This is a genomic window from Vibrio splendidus, assembly GCF_002873455.1.
GTDB lineage: Bacteria > Pseudomonadota > Gammaproteobacteria > Enterobacterales > Vibrionaceae > Vibrio > Vibrio splendidus_J.
The window spans coordinates 89,851-108,655 of sequence record NZ_MCUN01000022.1 but is presented as its reverse complement, the minus strand read 5'-3'; the positions used below and the strand labels follow the sequence as shown (position 1 = coordinate 108,655).

At 44.4% G+C, this 18,805-nt stretch carries 15 protein-coding genes; 11 read left to right on the top strand and 4 right to left on the bottom strand.

Translation table 11 applies throughout. The annotated features are described in order from the left end of the window. Nucleotides 1-259: 259 nt before the first annotated feature. The 10 genes from xsc to BCU75_RS17475 all read left to right on the top strand — a co-directional run bounded on the left by xsc (nucleotide 260) and on the right by BCU75_RS17475 (nucleotide 12,569). Nucleotides 260-2,071 (top strand): sulfoacetaldehyde acetyltransferase, encoded by a 1,812-nt coding sequence (gene xsc, locus BCU75_RS17520; protein ID WP_076674045.1) that lies wholly within the window; start codon nucleotides 260-262, stop codon nucleotides 2,069-2,071. 426 nt (nucleotides 2,072-2,497) lie between these two features. Next, nucleotides 2,498-3,313, top strand: a complete 816-nt coding sequence (locus BCU75_RS17515; RefSeq protein WP_102474592.1) for an FRG domain-containing protein — start codon at nucleotides 2,498-2,500, stop codon at nucleotides 3,311-3,313. Between the two features lie 264 nt (nucleotides 3,314-3,577). After that, a complete protein-coding gene (locus BCU75_RS17510) occupies nucleotides 3,578-4,015 on the top strand; it encodes a nuclear transport factor 2 family protein (protein ID WP_102474591.1) in 438 nt (145 codons plus the stop codon). A gap of 48 nt (nucleotides 4,016-4,063) precedes the next feature. After that, on the top strand, nucleotides 4,064-5,530 hold the full coding sequence (locus BCU75_RS17505; protein WP_102474590.1) for an NAD(P)/FAD-dependent oxidoreductase: 1,467 nt from the start codon (nucleotides 4,064-4,066) through the stop codon (nucleotides 5,528-5,530). A 117-nt stretch (nucleotides 5,531-5,647) separates the two neighbouring features. Then, nucleotides 5,648-6,649 carry a TRAP transporter substrate-binding protein gene (locus tag BCU75_RS17500; RefSeq protein ID WP_102474589.1) on the top strand — a complete coding sequence of 334 codons (1,002 nt, stop codon included), beginning with the start codon at nucleotides 5,648-5,650 and terminating at the stop codon, nucleotides 6,647-6,649. 164 nt (nucleotides 6,650-6,813) lie between these two features. After that, entirely contained in the window at nucleotides 6,814-7,356 is a 543-nt protein-coding gene (locus BCU75_RS17495; RefSeq protein WP_009845769.1) for a TRAP transporter small permease, read from the top strand. Between the two features lie 37 nt (nucleotides 7,357-7,393). Beyond that, on the top strand, nucleotides 7,394-8,734 hold the full coding sequence (locus tag BCU75_RS17490) for a TRAP transporter large permease (RefSeq protein WP_102474588.1): 1,341 nt from the start codon (nucleotides 7,394-7,396) through the stop codon (nucleotides 8,732-8,734). An 11-nt stretch (nucleotides 8,735-8,745) separates the two neighbouring features. Continuing rightward, entirely contained in the window at nucleotides 8,746-9,666 is a 921-nt protein-coding gene (locus BCU75_RS17485) for a cache domain-containing protein (protein WP_102474587.1), read from the top strand. Between the two features lie 236 nt (nucleotides 9,667-9,902). Then, entirely contained in the window at nucleotides 9,903-10,475 is a 573-nt protein-coding gene (locus BCU75_RS17480; protein WP_076674053.1) for a malate synthase, read from the top strand. A 486-nt stretch (nucleotides 10,476-10,961) separates the two neighbouring features. Then, complete coding sequence (locus BCU75_RS17475; RefSeq protein ID WP_102474586.1) at nucleotides 10,962-12,569, top strand: BCCT family transporter; 1,608 nt, start codon at nucleotides 10,962-10,964, stop codon at nucleotides 12,567-12,569. Between the two features lie 194 nt (nucleotides 12,570-12,763). On the opposite strand, the gene BCU75_RS17470 is transcribed toward BCU75_RS17475, so the two are convergent. The 4 genes from BCU75_RS17470 to BCU75_RS17455 all read right to left on the bottom strand — a co-directional run bounded on the left by BCU75_RS17470 (nucleotide 12,764) and on the right by BCU75_RS17455 (nucleotide 16,584). Beyond that, nucleotides 12,764-13,690 (bottom strand): M14 family metallopeptidase, encoded by a 927-nt coding sequence (locus tag BCU75_RS17470; protein ID WP_102474585.1) that lies wholly within the window; start codon nucleotides 13,688-13,690, stop codon nucleotides 12,764-12,766. Nucleotides 13,691-13,793: 103 nt separating this feature from the next. Then, nucleotides 13,794-15,032, bottom strand: coding sequence for a GGDEF domain-containing protein (locus tag BCU75_RS17465; protein WP_102474584.1), 1,239 nt, complete (start codon nucleotides 15,030-15,032; stop codon nucleotides 13,794-13,796). Between the two features lie 172 nt (nucleotides 15,033-15,204). Continuing rightward, on the bottom strand, nucleotides 15,205-16,233 hold the full coding sequence (gene pyrC, locus BCU75_RS17460) for a dihydroorotase (RefSeq protein ID WP_102474583.1): 1,029 nt from the start codon (nucleotides 16,231-16,233) through the stop codon (nucleotides 15,205-15,207). Between the two features lie 192 nt (nucleotides 16,234-16,425). Continuing rightward, nucleotides 16,426-16,584, bottom strand: a complete 159-nt coding sequence (locus BCU75_RS17455; protein WP_004731890.1) for a YqaE/Pmp3 family membrane protein — start codon at nucleotides 16,582-16,584, stop codon at nucleotides 16,426-16,428. Between the two features lie 216 nt (nucleotides 16,585-16,800). Here BCU75_RS17455 and BCU75_RS17450 point away from each other — a divergent pair, with 216 nt between their 5' ends. Then, nucleotides 16,801-18,672, top strand: a complete 1,872-nt coding sequence (locus BCU75_RS17450) for a hybrid-cluster NAD(P)-dependent oxidoreductase (protein WP_102474582.1) — start codon at nucleotides 16,801-16,803, stop codon at nucleotides 18,670-18,672. Nucleotides 18,673-18,805 lie beyond the last annotated feature (133 nt).

The window sequence follows — 18,805 nt, the reverse complement described above, 5'->3', positions numbered from 1 at the left end:
TCCCTCTATATAGCTTATTACTTGTCGCTGCTATCGCGATATGACATCGATTATTAACAGCTCCTCTTAAGTTAACGGCACTTTTTGTACGAAAAACTACCAATAATGTGATCTAGTTTTATTAATTAGAATGAATTGTTCCAATTTAATATAAAAAGTTGACGCGCAAAAATTCTACTACTAAGGTGAAAATGAATTCGAAAAAGAGACAATTCATTCCGATAAATGAAATTTTGGTTAACTCAAGGAGAATGGAAGAATGAGCGAGCAAGAAAAACGTACGGTTGTTTCCGGCACAGTAACAATGACACCATCAGAAGCGTTCGTTGAAACTATGGTTGCTAATGATGTTACCGACATGTTCGGCATCATGGGGTCAGCATTTATGGACGCAATGGATATCTTTGCTCCTGCTGGCATTCGATTGGTCCCAGTGGTACACGAGCAAGGCGCTGCCCACATGGCAGATGGTTACTCTCGTGTATCGGGTCGCCACGGCGTAGTTATCGGGCAAAATGGCCCGGGTATTAGTAACTGTGTGACTGCGATTGCAGCGGCGTTCTGGGCACATAGCCCGGTCGTAATTGTGACACCAGAGACAGGCACCAAAACAATGGGCTTAGGTGGTTTCCAAGAGTGTAACCAGCTTCCAATGTTCCAAGAGTTCACTAAGTATCAAGGACACGTAACGCACCCAGACCGTATGGCGGAATACACGGGTCGATGCTTTGACCGCGCGATGAGCGAAATGGGTCCGACTCAACTGAATATTCCACGTGATTACTTCTACGGCGAAACTCAAACTGAGATCCCTAAACCCGCGCGTTTAGACCGTGGTCCAGGTGGCGAGAAATCTCTGAATGAAGCAGCAGACCTGATAGCTGAAGCGAAATTCCCAGTCATCATTTCTGGTGGCGGTGTGGTAATGGCTGACGCAGTTCAAGAGTGTGCGGCCCTGGCAGAAAGATTAGGCGCACCCGTAGTGAACAGCTACCTACACAATGACTCTTTCCCTGCGAGTCACCCATTATGGTGTGGCCCTTTAGGCTACCAAGGTTCGAAAGCAGCAATGAAATTGATGGCTCAAGCAGATGTGGTTATCGCTTTGGGTACACGTCTTGGTCCATTTGGTACCTTGCCTCAACATGGCATGGACTACTGGCCGAAGAACGCGAAAATCATTCAGATTGATGCCGACAACAAGATGCTTGGCCTCGTTAAGAAGATTTCGGTTGGTATCTGTGGTGATGCGAAAGCAGCAGCAGTTGCTCTATCTGAAAGATTAGAAAGTCGAGCACTGTTGTGTGATGACAACAGAGGTGAGCGTCAAGACACAGTAGCAACAGAGAAAGCACTTTGGGAAAAAGAGCTTGATGAGTGGACACACGAACGTGACTCTTTCAGCTTAGATATGATTGAGGAAAACTCACACGAGACTCCGTTCTCTGGTGGTGAATATCTACACCCACGCCAAGTACTGCGTGAGCTAGAAAAAGCGATGCCTGAAGATGTTATGGTCTCAACGGATATCGGTAACATCAACTCGGTGGCAAACAGCTATTTACGCTTCGAGAAACCACGTAGCTTCTTTGCTGCAATGAGTTTCGGTAACTGTGGTTACGCGTTCCCGACCATCATTGGTGCAAAAGCAGCGGCACCTCATCGTCCAGCTATTTCATATGCAGGCGACGGTGCGTGGGGCATGAGCCTGATGGAAACCATGACATGTGTTCGCCATAACATTCCAGTGACAGCCGTGGTATTCCACAACCGTCAATGGGGTGCAGAGAAGAAGAACCAAGTCGACTTCTACAACCGACGCTTTGTTGCTGGTGAACTTGAAAACCAAAGCTTTGCAGAGATTGCACGAGCAATGGGTGCTGAAGGTATCACGGTTGATAAGCTAGAAGATGTCGGTCCAACCTTGCAAAAGGCCATCGACATGCAGATGAACGAAGGCAAAACAACCATCATTGAAATCATGTGTACTCAGGAATTGGGCGACCCGTTCCGCCGAGATGCACTATCAACACCGGTTCGTTTCCTAGATAAATACAAAGATTACGTATAAGTCATAGGAAGTTTGTCCGGCCACAGAAATCTCGAGAGTGTTAGAGAAAGTGCTATCGAGAATGTGGTCGGGCAATACCAACGGGTATTGGCAAGTACTTAGGTTAAGAACGTAAACGCTTAGTTCAATAATTTCCAGTTAAACATTAGAACACTAATTAAATGTTCATTAGGGACATAAGTGGTTCTAGCTATATAAACTTTGTTACTCGTTATTATTAATCGACCATTAACTCATAGATCCTTAGTGAATGGTTCTAATACTGATACTTGTTTATGAAGATATATACTTATTATCATTTAAAAAAACACAATAACGATACTCGTTGATTATTGGTCAATCGTTATTATTGGCTGATTTTTATCATCGATTGATAGGGTTGTTGATATTTGTATTTTACCGGATTTAAATTAAGTGAATCGTAGTATGCATGTTGTGGAAAATAAACGTTATATAAGCTCACTCGAAGAGCTGTATGAAATAATTGATTCACTCATTGCTGAGTGTAGTGGGCATCGTGGTTTGATTTATAACGTGTGTGATTATGAAAATAATAACCTGATGCCAAGCTTAGGTCGCTCAAATCGAAAGAATATTCGCCGTGTCGAACAAGAACTTCTCTCGACCGTGAGAGTTTATGGCGGGCATTCGTTGAGTGCACACGAGATAAACGACTGGTTATTGATGTGTTTAGCCAAGAAACAGGGGTTTCCAACCCGTTTACTTGAGTGGACAGATAACCTGATTAATGCGCTGTGGTCTGTATGTCATAGCCAAAGTAAAGACTGTATCAATATTATTAAAGCCATTGATTATCATAAGGTTAGTGTTTTTAACTCACCCTGTGACTTCAATAAGACTCAGATATTCAATGTGGCTGATTGTGATCAGCAAGAGCAACGAAAAGATAAGTGGTATTCCATTCACCCATTTAAGGAAGGTGGTAATGATGCCATTCAGCCTTTGTACGATGAGAAAGAATATTCAAACGGTCTAGTGTCCGTTCATATTCTTCCATCAGCGAAAGTAAACCTGATAAAGGAATTAATCTCCATGAATGTTTTAAATGAACCAACAGAATATATTGAAGAGACACTGGCTGATTTAAAAAATGAAGCCCATATAGATAGCAATCAAGCAATGAATAAAGGTGAGGGTAATATCGAATTACAAGTTAATACTCATGATCGCCAGCTTGAGCAGTATGGCCGAAAGTACCATCAAGATTTTGATTTCGACTAAAGTCTAATATTTCTACTGATTTTATTTAGAGCTCATATAAATCTAGTGATTACGAGATAAATAAAATTAGAACACCAATTAATTTATAAAAAGATGAAATCTGTGAGCTTAAAGATTGTTTATAAAGTAACTCGAAGTTAGAGTGGCGAATCTTGTTATCAAGTTGTTAAATTTTCACAGATCTAGTTTAAACACTCTAATAAAAAAGTGGCGCAAAGCTACTGAAATTTAAACCAATAACGAAAACATAAAGGATTCTGGAATATGAATATGCAAACCAATGCAACGACATTCGTGCTGGAAAACCAAGTCGACACCGCCTTTTTACAGTCTTTTAGTGATGCATGGAATAACCATGATATTGAAGCGCTAATGTCGTTTATGACCGAAGACTGTGTCTTCCACACCGTGGCAGGAGAAGGCGAACTTGGAAACACTATCGAAGGGTACGAAGCCGTTCGCAATAGCTTTGAATTGGTTTGGCAGAACTTTCCAGATGCAGCCTGGAGCGACCCTGTCCACTTTGTGTGTGGCGACCGCGCGGTGAGTGAATCAACGTTCTCTGCGACTAACCCTGATGGCACCGTCATCGAAGCTCGTATGGTTGATGTGTTTACCCTGAAAGAGGGAAAAATCAGCGTAAAAAATGCCTTCCGTAAAACACGACCTCTTTTGACTCCCAGCAATACTCCCAAGAGCTAGACACGAAACCAAAATCAGTCCACGTGTTATGACTAGGAGAGTCGAATTATGAGTTTAGTAATGGAACAACCGGCAGCCGATGTGCCGCCAAAGGTGACAAGCACCCAAGCACAAGAAAGCACCCAAGCAAAAGAAAGATACGATCCAAAATACGATCCACTTAAAGATAAAAGCCCAGGTCACGGTAAGGAATACGCCCCGACTTATTGGGTAGATACCGCAGGCGCGCCACCTGAAGATGATGGCCCAATTACATCGGATATGGATGTCGATGTAGCGATAATCGGTTCAGGCTACACAGGCTTAAGCACCGCGATACACCTTGCTGAAATGTACGGCATTAAAGCGACTGTGATTGAAGCTAACCGTATGAGTTGGGGTTGCAGTACCCGAAATGGTGGTCAGGCTCAGTGTGCGTCAGGACGTTTGAAGCGCTCTCAGTGGATTGAACGCTGGGGACTCGAAACCGCGCTAAAAATGCACCGCGAATGCGTCGATGGTATGAACACCTTTAAGTCTCTGATCAAAGACATTGATTGTGACCCACAGCCGGGCGGCCACTTATACGTTGCTCACCGTCCAAAAGTGATGGCAACACTCGAGAAAGAAGCCAAGTTGCTGCGTGATACGTTCGATTACGATGCGCAGATCTTAGATGCGGAAACCGTAAAACGTGATTACGTTGGTGACCAAGAAGCGGCAGGCGCAATGCATGAGCCAGAAGGTATTGGTATTCATGCAGGGAAACTGGCGTTTGGTTATCTAAGAAAGGCGCGAGCACTCGGCGTAAAAGTTCACCCCGCAAGCCCTGTGATGGGTTGGGAAACACGTAACGGTGTGCACTATCTAAAAACACCAGGTGGTGTGGTTAAGGCTCGTTCTGTCGGTGTTTGTACCGGTGGGTATACCAGCCAAGGTTTGCATTCAGAGCTTAAGAATCGCCTATTACCTGTACTTTCTAACTCGATGGTGACACGTCCGTTAACTCAAGACGAAATTACCGCGTGTAACTTCAAAACCAATCAGGTGATTACTGATACCAGAATCCTGCGTCATTACTACCGTTTGTTACCCGATAACCGAGTGCAGATCGGTACACGCAGTGCCATCAGTGGCAAGAATGCACCTGAAAAGAAATACGAAGACATGTTGAGAGCGGATTTAACCCGAAAATTCCCTTCTCTCGATCAGATCAAAATCGATTATTCATGGTGGGGGTGGGTGGATGTTAGCCACGACATGATGCCAAGAATCTATCAGCCGAATCCAAAGCAATCCATATTCTACGCATTAGGGTATGGCGGCAATGGGGTGATGTACTCCGCTCAAGCAGGCAAACGCCTCGCTCAGTGGATCGCAGGTGAAGGTCATAAGCTTGACTTGCCAATATTTGAATCAAAACTTCCGTTCCCCAACGTGAGGGAAGTGGTGGAATCTGAGATGTTTGCACCATTTCGAAGAGTAGGGCAACAGTTCCTTTATCAGTGGTATTCGTTAAAGGATGAAGTGCTTTAGCTACTCGAACATTGTTTCCAAAATAGGGAAATAGAACTACGACCAGGAAAGTTGTACCAGGTCACCTTGTGAGCAAAGTACAGGCAGGAAGTCTGTATGATATGAAAGGTTAAGACTATGAAATTGATTAAAAATAAAATTATTGCTGGCGTCACAATTGTAGCAACAGCGATGCTATCTCATACCGCGGCAGCAGCAAATTTCAAAATGGCTATCGGCGATGCTGCTGGTGGTACTCAGTGGGAATTAGCGACATCATTTTCTGAATTGATGGAGCAAAAAACAGACGGTAAAGTCAAAATCGACCTGTTCCCGAATGGTCAATTGGGCAACGAGCAAGACACCGTCAACGACGCGGCAATCGGCCTTCTCGACTTCTCTGTATTGGCGATCAACAACGTGACGCCTTTCTCTCCAACGGTTGGTCTATTGACCATGCCTTATGTCATTCAAAGCGCAGAAGAAGCGGTGCTATTAACTCAAGGCCAAGTGGGTCAAGACCTTGTCGATAACACCATTCGTGATGCAGGCGTTCGTATCGTTGGTTGGGCTTATTCTGGTTTTAGGGTTCTGACTAACTCGAAAAAAGCCGTAGCTTCACCAGCGGATCTAAAAGGACTAGTGATTCGTGTTCCTCGTAACGAAATCATGATTGCTTCTTACCAAGCATGGGGCGTAAACCCAACACCAATGGCATGGTCAGAGACATTTACTGGCCTGCAGCAAGGTGTGGTTGATGGTCAAGACAACCCATACATCACTGTTCATGCGATGAAGTTTAACGAAGTACAAAAGTACGTAACAAACCTGCGTTACATCTTCTCACTTGAGCCGTTAATCGTCAGTGAAACAGTCTTCCAAAAACAGACACCTGAGATGCAAAAGATCATTCTTGAAGCGGGTCAGGAAGCAACAGAACACAGTTTTGCTTATCTAGAGAATACTGAAAACAAGATCCGTGAAGAGCTACAAGCAAAAGGCATGGTATTCACAGACCCAGCAGACAATGAGCAAGAGTGGATTAGCAAAGTAACGAAATCAGTTTGGCCTAAGTTCTATTCAAGCATTGGTGGCAAAGACAAGCTAGACGACGTTCTTGAGTTACTCGGTAGAAAGTAACAATTAGATACGCCCTATCTGCTGTTCTCCGCTACTTAATCACCTAGCGATAGAACAGTGAGATAGGGCATTTACATGGCTTTACTCGTTGATCTGTTTAGTACCTGATCTGCTCAGTACCGCGAGCGACTGGTTGTCATGTGGAAATCAACATTGGAGGTTATATGTCAGTCGCTAAAACAATAAAAAAGCACCTTAACAACATTGAGGAATATACATGTTGTCTGCTGCTAGCAAGCTTTGTCCTATTACTGTTTACACAAATCCTTACTCGTCAGCTTTTCGATTACTCCATACCTTGGGGTGATGAAGTCGCGACTTATATGTTTGTCTGGTTTGCCTATCTAGGCGCGGTTGTGGCGGCCAAAATGTCGGCGCATAACCGAGTCAGTTTTCACTTCAAGTTCTTCCCTCCGATTGTTCAGACCGTCTGTGAAACCATCGCTGACTTCTTATGGTTGCTGTTCAACGGTTACTTTGTCTATCTCAGTTACGATTTCGTGTTTAACAAAATGAACCTGTTCTGGAAATCTCAAACTACAGGCATCCCAATGAAGTACTTCTACATGATTTTGCCTATCGCGTTTTCGTTGATGATGCTGCGCATTATCTGGAACAACTACGAGCGTTTGTTCAAAGGCGCTAAGAACGAAGATCCAGAAGTCAAAGAACTGAGAAAAATGACGGCACAAAAGTCATCACAATAGTCGTCACAGAGAATAGCCGTAATAGAGAGATGTAATAATGGAATCCTATTTAACTCTAATTTTATTTGGTGGCTTCTTAACCCTGTTAATTCTGGGTGCACCAATCACAGTATCACTGGCCGGCGCTTCAATGGCGGCCTATATGTTGCTCGACAAAAATCCCATTGCGTTAGTACAGATCGCATTTACTTCGGTGGGTAACTTCCCGTTAATGGCACTACCGGCCTTTGTTCTTGCTGGCGCCTTAATGGAGGCGGCGGGTATCTCCAAACGGTTGGTGGATATAGCCGAGAGCTTAGCCGGCCCCGTGACGGGTGGCCTTGGCGCCGCAACGGTAATGGCGTGTCTGTTTTTTGGTGCTATATCGGGTTCAGGGCCTGCAACCACCGCTGCGGTAGGCATGCTAATGGTGCCTGCAATGGTTAAGCGAGATTACGATAAGAGTTACGCATCGGCAGTAACGGCTGCATCAGGGGGCTTGGGGATTATCATTCCGCCATCCATCCCGTTAGTTATTTTCGGCATCTCAGCAATGGGATTAATGGCACCGCCTGAAGCCATCGCTCAACACGGGCAATTTGCTTCTTTATCTATTCCTAAATTGTTTGTTGCAGGCGTTGTTCCTGGCTTCATCATGGCATCAACACTCGTCGTTACTAACTACTTCATTGCCAAGCGAGAAGGCTATAAAGGGCTGTCTGAGAATTGGTCATTTGGCGAAGTAAGATATGCTTTACGCCGTGGCATATGGTCGATACTGGCTCCATTTTTGATTCTCGGAGGTATTTACAGCGGTATGTTCACACCAACAGAGTCAGCGGTTGTGGCAATTTTCTATTCGCTGTTTGTGGGTGTGTTTATTCACCGAGAGTTATCGTTCAAAAGCACGATTAAATCATTGTCGACAACGACATGGATCACTGGACGTGTGTTGCTGATTCTGTTCGCGGCAACGGTATTTGGTCGCTTGTTAATCGAACAAAAAATTCCGGTTGTGGTGGCGGAGTCACTGTTAGGGTTCACTGACAACATGTACATGGTGTGGGCACTGACTATTGTGTTACTGCTTTTCGTTGGCATGTTCATGGAAACGTTAGCCGCGATCATGATTATCGTACCGGTCTTGCTGCCAATCATGTACATGCTCGGCGCGGATCCTACCCACGTTGGTATTGTGGTGGTATGTACGTTATCGATAGGATTTGCTACGCCGCCACTCGGTGAAAATATCTTTGTCGCCTCGGGGATAGGCGGAGCCACAGTTGAGCAGATCACCGCGAAGATCCATCCCTTTGTGCTTGCATCCGTTATTGGCGTTTTCGTTATCGCTTTCTTCCCACAAATTACGCTTTGGCTACCGTCCTTAGTGGGCTATTAGGAGAGATCACTATGAATATATCAAGAATTATCCTTATTGGTTGTGCCGTGTTTGCAGTGATTAGTGGCATTGGGTTGCGTGCTGAACATTCAGAAACAGCGAAAGAAAACGAGCCAGTTAATGTGCTCGATATTTCAGAACCACATGTCGTCAGTGACGCTGAAAGAAGAGCCAAAACCCTGCTTGCGAAAGCGGTTGTCCATGTACAAAAGGATGGCGATGAGAGTGTCAAAGACTTCATGAGTGATGCCGAATATATAGACGGTGAGCTCTATGTGTTTGCTCTTGGTATTGATGGACAATTCCTTGCCAGTGGCGGCTCTTCAATGGTGTTGGTGGGCGACAGTGTTTTGGATACTCAAGACGTTTACGGTAATCCCTTTTTCCGTGAAATGATCACTAAGGCTGTGCACAACGGGTTTGGCGAAGTTCAGTACCATTGGACTAATCCGACTGACCGCATGGGCGAGCCTAAAACCACTTTCTTTGAACGTGTGGGCGATGTGATTGTTGCCGTGGGGTATTACCCAGAACGCTCTAGTGCAACAGAAGCTAAGCGATTATTGGCGAGAGCGATGGCCGCGATAGTGGAATCAGAACAGGACAGTATCGTCGAATTCAATGATACCGAAGGCAGTTTTGTTGAAGGAGACCTGTATGTGTTCGTGATGGACATGAGCTCTGGAAAGCTGCTCGCGCACGGTGTATCTCCTGAGCTTGTTGGGCTTTCACACAACGAAATCCTAAGCCCTGACGACAAACCAATTCTCACTGAGATGTTAAACCTAGCGAAAGAAAATGGTCGTGGGGTTTACACTTATCAATGGTTAAACCCGCTGTCGAGCAAAGTGGAAACCAAGCACACTTACTATCGAGTGATCGACAATAAGTTGGTTGGTGTTGGTTATTACACAAATTCAAACAACACGTAAAAGTGTTTCTACTGAGTCCTCAACCCAGTTAGATAAAGGGCTGGGGGCTAGAAATGCCGGTTTGTGTAAAAAAGCAATTTAGTAAAATTAACACTGTGAAATTTTTGTTGTGAAATTGTTTCGAAAATACAAGTAGTATGAAAAACATGGAAGCAACACAGTAAAGAACAATTTTGAAAAGGGTCAATCAGGATTTTTGACCTACATGAAATTCAAAGCCGTAAGAGGGAAAGACTATGAATATGCTGACACTAGACAAAACAGAACTTCACAGAAACCATTCAACATTTATTGCTGAAGCTGTCTTTGCCGTAGAAATGGTGAAAGCAGACAAGCAGCTCGAAAAACAAAAAATGGCGAAACAGTTGCTTGATACTCTATTTCCTCTAGAGGCGGGTTCACACGAAGATGCAGTGAGCTATGAGATTAACTACCGACATGTTCAGGTTTACTTCAAAAACGGTGAACATACTGGCCTTAAAAGAGCGAAGCACTTTGTTGCTTTCACTGGCGATAAGTCTAAGCCTTCGGCAATCCTATTTCGTGATGAAAGTGGTACGCACGTTGAAGTGACAATCGGTGCTCGTAAAGGCACTGGCTACTTGGAATTGGTTGATATTCAAGATATCCAGTTAGAGACATGCACTACGTTTGGCCAAACTGAGGCGAGCCGTTCTTCTGGCATCCGTCACTGGGTGAGCTTAGTGAAAGGCGATGAAAGCGGTCGACCGAACGCTTCAAGTGAAGATAAAGAGTTCACGGCAAAGAATGGCGAAGACTATAACCTAGGTTTTTGCTTCGCGATCTAATGTGCTGTCTTTGAAACGTGAAGTGCTGCTCTGCTAGACGTAGCTCTGAAATTTGAATACTGATTTCTCTTTTACCTTTGGTAATTTCCCCGCCCCTATAGCGGGGCTTTTTTGTTAGAGCTATAAATAAATTAGGCTGTTGTTGATTTTATCTTTAGAAAGTTTGAATGAGATTTTACAGTTCGTTATTTTAATTTAACGTGCTGTATTTAAAGATTTTTATTTGTTTATTTTATCCTTTTTTCATTGGATTAACTATCACTATTGACGGTGGCTTGGGTGACTATTGAGCTAAAACTCAGTCGAAATGCTTTGAGGTGTGCTATAATGCGCGCCTTGGGATTGAGCCAATAAGTCCATTTATCACCAACCATTGTGATTTTTATCGCCTTTTTATTTAGGTGGTGCGGCGAGCCAATCAAGTAGTAATTGGATATGGAGAGCGTCCTTATATTCGTTGATTCGGATATGCGAACATCATAATTTATGAGTTTTAAATCAAAAAAATACAGTATTGATTCTACTGACTATCAAGTTGGTCAAGACAACGTCAGTAAATGGGGCATGGACGTCCATAACACAGTTTTCGTAGCCTCAGTAGGCTTATCTCTTCTCTTCATCATCACTCTTCTTGCTCTTCCTCCTGCAGATGCTAAAGCTGCTATTGATTCTATTAAGGGTGCTGTTTTATCAAAGTTTGACTTCCTGTTTATGTGGGGAGCTAACATCATGCTAGCGTTTGCCGTTGTTCTTGCGTTTTCACCGTTGGGCAAGATTCGCCTAGGTGGCGAAGACGCGACGGCGGACTATTCAATGTCATCTTGGATTGCGATGTTATTCGCGGCAGGTATGGGTATTGGACTTATTTTCTGGGGGGTTGCAGAGCCAACAGCGTTCTTTACGAATTGGTTCGGAACGCCACTCGATGCAGAACCTTTTACAGAAGCAGGCCGTGAACTGGCTCTTGGCGCGACACTGTTCCACTGGGGTTTTCATGCATGGGCTATCTATGGCATGACGGCACTTTGCCTAGCGTATTTTGTTTATAACAAAGGCTTACCGCTATCTATGCGCTCTGTGTTTTACCCTATTCTGGGTGAACGAGTGTGGGGTAAAACAGGTGATGTGATCGATGTATTAACGGTATTGGTTACGCTGTTTGGTCTAGCGACTTCATTAGGCTTAGGTGGTACACAAGCAGCAAGTGGTATCAGCCATGTATTTGGCTTGGAAAACAACATCTTCCTTCAGCAATCTATTATCGTTCTGATCATGGGCTTGGCGATCATCTCGGTTCTACGTGGTATGGACGGTGGTGTAAAATTCCTAAGTAACTTGAACATGGTTATTGCGTTCGTATTCCTTGGTCTTATCGCTGTTCTGAACTTCACAACCGTGCTTGATTCTGTGGCGACTGCCGCAACGGGCTATGTGAATAACATCGTAGCGTTAAGCCAAAGCTCTGGTCGTGAAGACACAACATGGCTGCATGGCTGGACTGTGTTCTACTGGGCATGGTGGGTTGCGTATGCACCTTTCTTCGGTATGTTTGTAGCGCGTATTTCTAAAGGCCGTACGGTTCGTGAGTTTTTACTTTGCGTACTGATTATCCCAACATTGGTAACGTCGGCTTGGATGGCTATCTTCGGTGGCGTGGCTATCGAGCAGGTGATTAATCATGTAGGGCAACTTGGTCTCGACCAAGGCATCACAGATGTGTCTCTAAGCTTGTTCTACATGCTAGATGCTTACTCGTTCGGTAACATTCTGTCAGTTCTCGCAGTCGCGCTGATCATCGTGTTCTTCGTTACAACGCTAGACTCAGGCTCTATTGTTATCGATGGTATGACAGCGGGTGGTAAGCTTGAAGTTCCAGTGAAACAGAAAGTGGTTTGGGCGGTTATCTCCGGTGCTATCGCAATGGTGATGTTGTGGATTGGTGGTACTCAATCTATCCAAGCTCTGCAATCGATCACGATCATTGCTGCACTGCCATTTACGATCATTCTTCTGATTGGCTGTTTCAGCTTGTTGAAAGGTCTACTAACTGAAGTAGATAAAGGACAAGAAAACGTTAGCGAAACAGCTAAATAAAGTAACTAAGTATGGGGAGTCGATAGTTCGTTAGTTACTCCTTATTAAGTATTATTTCAAAGCTCTCTTGTACTGTGTGCAAGGGAGCTTTTTTATGCCCAAGAAGAAATTAAAGGCAAGCAGAAAAGACAAAAAAGAGCCACAAATGAATCGTCACCTGTGGCTCTTTCTAGTTTTAGTTACTAGGTATTAGCTTAAGCGTTTAATTCGTGTTGGATTACGTAATCCAAAGCACCGACTACCGCAGCAACTTGAGCGTCATTACACTCTTCATCGGTTACTTTATCGCTGTCTGGGTAAACTTCTGTGGTTGTGCCGTATTTACAGTCAGTCACACCACCACATAAGCCTAGCTTCTTCATTGGGTAGTTGATCACACCGTGTTGGGTGACTTCAGAACCAATGATTTTGCCGTCTTCATCTGCAGGCGCAATGTGCGTCACTTTTTCTACTGAAGCAATAATCGCTGCTTGGAATTCTGGTTGTGGATTTTCAGTATCACCAACCGTGTAGAAACCGTCTGGGATCATACCTTCAATGTACTCAATGCCATCACGCGCTGCGAGTGCTGGTCGGAATTCTGTTTCATCGGAATCCGTCGTTTCGTGCAGGTCGACGTGAACCAATACTTCTGGCAAAGAGGCCACTAACGCACGTAGATTTGCCGATTCCTCTGCCGGTGTACCGTCGTAGAAAGAACGGTTTGGATCGACAGCATTTGGGTTCCAGCGGTTGATTACTTCGTAACCCCAAGGGCTCACACACGGTGCAACAACAATATTGAAGTGCGTTGAGTATTGTTCTGCTTGGGTTGCAGCGAACTTGATCGCGCCGTGAACACCACTGGTTTCGTAGCCGTGAACACCACCGGTGACAAGAATTGTTGGCTTTGATGCGTCCCAGTTTTTGCTTTTGATTGCCAAAAGCGGGAAGCGATCTTCATCGTAGCTCAGTGCGCCGTATTGCTCGATGTCAAAGCGGTCTGCTAATGCTTGGATTTTTGGCACGACTTCTTGCTGATATTCACGCTTCACCGTTCTTTGAGCGAACCATGCTTCACGTTCTGCTTGTTGCCACTTTTGTCCGGGCTTGCCAATAGGGTAGATGTAAGTACTTTCCATTGTTTTATCTCTGTGGGATACGTTGCGATTAAATGAGAATAATCAGCAGAACAGCATCGTGCAACTCTTATTGAGTGGGCTTATGTTACAAGTGGTTGATATTCTAAATCGTGCTCGTGGAGGTCTTGTTCTCTAGCATCACTTTTGCTTGAGTTAAGTGCAGTTCTGATGGTAGATCTTGTCCATTTTCTGAATGACAGACGGTATTCCGACCATGTTCCTTGGCGCAGTATAAGGCCTCATCTGCTCGTTTTATCATGCAAGAGACTAGGTCTTCAGTTCGAAGTTCGGACAACCCAAAGCTTGCTGTCAAACGACCGCTTTGCTGTCGCCAAAACTTTTTCTCCTCGATAATGACTCTTAACTTTTCAGCCACCTTACATGCATCATCGATGCGGGTATCTGGCAATACAATCAAAAACTCTTCGCCGCCATAACGGAAAGGGATATCCGCAGCTCTAAGGTTTTTCCTGAGAATTGCCCCTATTTTTTGCAATACATTGTCACCGGTCTGATGGCCATGCTGATCGTTGACTTGTTTGAAGTGGTCGATGTCAAGAATGATCACTGATAAGGGATGATGATGCCTTATGCTGCGCATCCATTCTCGTCTTAACATTTCATTCATCGCTCGGCGATTATACAACTGGGTTAAGCTGTCTTTCATTGAAGAACTGTAGAGTGATTGCATCAACCTAGCACTTAGCAACCAATTGTAAGTAAAGCCTAGCGTGCTAAGTAGGATTGCGGTCATGATGATGGCAAACTGATGTATATCGCCGGCTTGCAAAAAGTCTTCAATATTGGGTTCTTTGAGGGTGACCCCAATTCTATAAATCATGAAAAAAGAATGAATAATGAACACGCCCCCTAACAGGAATAGTGGCGCTTTAACGTCAGCTATGGTGCCTGACCTGACAACCAATACGCTTGCAAGGGTGCACAGTGTGACATAAAGACTCATCGTTACGACTCGAGAATTAGTGGATGGGTCGATAAAGGTGAAGTAAACCAAGGCGACGATAGCGAAAGGTAGTGCTGAAAAGACGCAAAGGCTGTAAATGAAGGGAGACTGCCTTAGTTGGGTAAGGCTAAGTACTATTAAAGCGAATCCGCCAGCTATTGCTATATTGGCTATTATTTTAGCGAGCCACACCGAAATATTGGAACCAAAGCTCAATAGGGAGAAGCCTGCCATTAACAGAAAAATAGCGCATAAAAAGCTACGCATTCCCAAAATACGAGCTTGGTTTTGTTGTTTAATTAGAAGACCAATACAGTATGTACCGGATAAGAACACCATAATTAAACACAGAGTCCGAATATCTAAGTCTAAAGTCATATTTTACCGCTGATTTTTAGTATTAACCGCACTTTACAAGTGGTTATACCGTAAGGTTAGGCGCTTATTGCCTAGAATCAAGGAAATTAAGACATAATAAAAAGCCCTTCACTTATGTGAAGGGCTCAATATAAAACTAAGTGTAATGAACAGTAAGCTTTATAGAGTTAGACTATTTAACAGCCCAAGCGATAGTCTCGCCGCCACGGATTGGCACAACAATGTCTGACCCGAAAGGCATAGTTTCAGCAACACTCCACTCTTCTTTAACAAGAGTGATGGTATCCGTGTTACGTGGCATGCCGTAGAAGTCTGGGCCGTTGTGGCTTGCGAAAGCTTCTAGGTTTTCAATCTTGCCTTCTAAATCGAATACTTCAGCGTACAGTTCAACCGCAGCGTGTGCTGTGTAAGAACCCGCACAACCACATGCTGACTCTTTTGCGCCTTTTGCGTGTGGTGCAGAGTCTGTACCCAAGAAGAACTTCTTGCTGCCGCTTGTTGCCGCCTCGATAAGCGCTAATTGGTGAGTGTTGCGCTTCAGAATAGGAAGGCAGTAGAAGTGTGGCTTAATGCCGCCAACCAACATGTGGTTGCGGTTATAAAGCAAGTGGTGCGCTGTAATGGTTGCTGCTACGTTGTCGTTAGCGTTCTTAACGAAAGTCGCAGCATCTGCAGTTGTGATGTGCTCTAGAACGATCTTCAGGTTAGGGAAGTCGTTAACAATCGGAGCTAGAACCGTGTCTAGGAACTGCTTCTCACGGTCAAAAATATCAACATCGTGAGTCGTTACTTCGCCGTGAATCAGTAACAACATGTCCACTTCTTGCATGGCTTCTAATACGTGGTAAATCTTTTGAGCCGAAGTTACGCCTGAATCCGAGTTTGTTGTCGCGCCTGCTGGGTAAAGTTTGGCAGCGACTACGGCACCAGACTCTTTCGCTTTGCGAATTTCGTCAGGAGTTGTGTTGTCTGTTAGGTAAAGTGCCATCAGAGGCTGGAACTGTTCACTTGGCTGCTCTGCCATGATGCGTTCACGGTAAGCAAGAGCCATTTCGGTATCTGTTACCGGTGGGATGGTGTTTGGCATGATTAACGCTCGACCATTGTAGCGGCTGATATCTCGCACTGTATCTTTTAATACTTCGCCATCGCGTAGATGAACGTGCCAGTCGTCAGGACGAGTAATCGTAAGTTGTGTCATTGAAGGCTCCCACCATTTGAAGTGTTATGTAGTTGGAGCCTAAACTCGGCGAAATCTGTGAAAGCAATCGCTTACGTTTAGGCGACAGGATGATAGTGGAAAAGCACTTTCATTTCATCCTATTTTTAACGCTTCAGGGCTAGGAGCTTGTTTTTATTGGTATTAAATTCGGTATTTGTTCTCGAAGAGAAGTTACCGAGTGGCAACCCATAGTCCGTGAATCATTCCAGGCACCCAGAAGAAGAAAGTCAGGATGATGTTAATCAGTAAATCTTTACCTGCACCGCGTGCGAAAAACACACCAACAGGAGGAAGCAGTACACATAAGATGATAATGACAAGTTTGTTCATGATAAATCCTTTTTATTCGATGAAAGATCAAAGTAGTAATCGTGTTCAAAGTATAGAACGTATGAAAGTGTTACTGCATTGCTGCCTTAATGTATCAAGATAGAAAGCTAAACATCTCAAGATAATAGCTTAGTATCAAGTGTTTAATGCCTACCAGTTTAACTATTTATAACCATTTGTTAGCATTGGGACAAACAACAAAACATTGGAATCGTTATGTCGCAGTCACCTTTAGATCGAAAGGCTTTAGAGCAAGAGCCTTCGGATCAACAGCCTTCTCTATCTCAAATTAATGTGTTTCCGGTTAAATCAGTCGGCGGGATCGCTCTTTCTTCTGCTTGGGTCGAAAAACAAGGCTTAACCTTCGACAGACGCTTTATGTTGGCATTGGCTGACGGTTCAATGATTACGGCGCGCAAGTATCCGAAAATGGTCAAGGTATCTTCTAGCTTGCAACCAGACGGTTTGATTTTTACCTATGAGGGCAAAGAGCCGCTGCGTCTAAAATATGCCAGTTTCAAGATGCAAGAAGCGCCAGCAACGGTGTGGAAAGATAGCTTCACGGCATACACGACATGTGATGAGGCCGATGATTGGTTCAGCGATGTATTAGGAGTTCGTGTTGAGTTACTGTTCTCTGGTGAGCAATCGAACCGCGTTCGCGAGAAGCTAGGTCACAATGTAAGTTTTGCCGACGGCTACCCAATGTTAATCATCAGCCAAGCTTCTCTAGATGAGCTGAATCGTCGCAGCCCTGAAATACACTCGATGGACCAGTTCCGTACTAACTTTGTTGTTTCCAATACAGACCCTTTTGCTGAAGATGGCTGGAAGCGTATCCGAATTGGTGAGGTTGAATTCGAAGCGGTTAAACCTTGTGAACGCTGTATTTTGACTACGGTGGACGTTGAACGTGGCGAATTTAGAGCGACAAAAGAGCCTCTTAATACCTTCTCTACATTCAGAGCTAACGAGCGTGGTGGCGTTTTCTTTGGTCAGAATCTTGTCGCTAAAAATGAAGGTTTGGTTAAAGCGGGTGATGTGGTTGAAGTACTCGAAACCAAAGAGAAAGAACATTATGAAGACACTTGGGTTGAGTCGTTGCACTTAACTTGTGTTGAGCGCGAAGAGATTGCTCGTGACTTCACGACCTTTTGGTTAGAGCCAGCGAAGGAGAACCACTCACTACCAAGTTATCAACCGGGTCAGCATCTACCAATTGAAATGATGATTAATGGCGAAAAAGTGTCTCGACGTTACACACTATCGTCTAGCCCATCACGCGCAGGTCGCTTAGCTATTTCAGTGAAGCGAGTGGACGATGGTCAAATCTCAAACTGGCTCAATGATCACTTCCAAGTGGGGGATACTCTTGTTGCTCAAAACCCAGATGGTGCTTTCTATCTAGAACAAAATCCAACGCACCCGTTGCTGCTTTTGTCTGCAGGCAGCGGCATTACCCCAATGCTATCAATGCTTCGTTACTTAGCCGACCATGATCAGATTGATGATGTGATTTTTTATCACCAATGCAGCAGCGAAGAAGACATCCCTTATCAAGCTGAGATTGATAAGATCGCCAGTGAGCATGCGGGTCTTCGTGTGATTTACTCATTAAGCCAACCAACTAAAGAGTGGGATGGCTTATCAGGACGTTTGAGCGTGTCTCATGTCGCTAAAATTGAAGAGTTACACAAACGCCAAGCTTTCGTGTGTGGCCCTGACGGCTTTATGGACAATGCAAAGAAACTACTGATTCAAATGGGGCTTAATCCTCAGCATTACCACCAAGAAGCGTTTGGTGTTGCTCAGTCAACAGAAGAGGCGGTGAAGCAGTTGCAGTTAAGTGTGAACGGCTACCTGTTTGAAGGTAATAACCAATCAACGCTACTAGAACAGGCTGAATCGGCGGGTGTGCCTATTGCTTCTAGTTGTCGTGCTGGTTTTTGCGGAGCGTGTAAAGTGACCCTTGAGTCTGGGCAAGTTCACCAACCAGATGTACCTGCGTTGCAAGAACACGAGCGTAACATGGGGCAGATACTAGCGTGTTGCAGTGTGCCGCAAACGGATATCGAAGTTGTAAATTAACGACTCGTTGCGTTAAAAAACACTAAATAGAAAAGGCCGGAAGTTCGTAAATGAGCTTCCGGCCTTTTTGATTCTTACAACGTCGCTATTTTTACAACCTAGTTAGCCTTACGGTGTCATTGATTAACTCAAA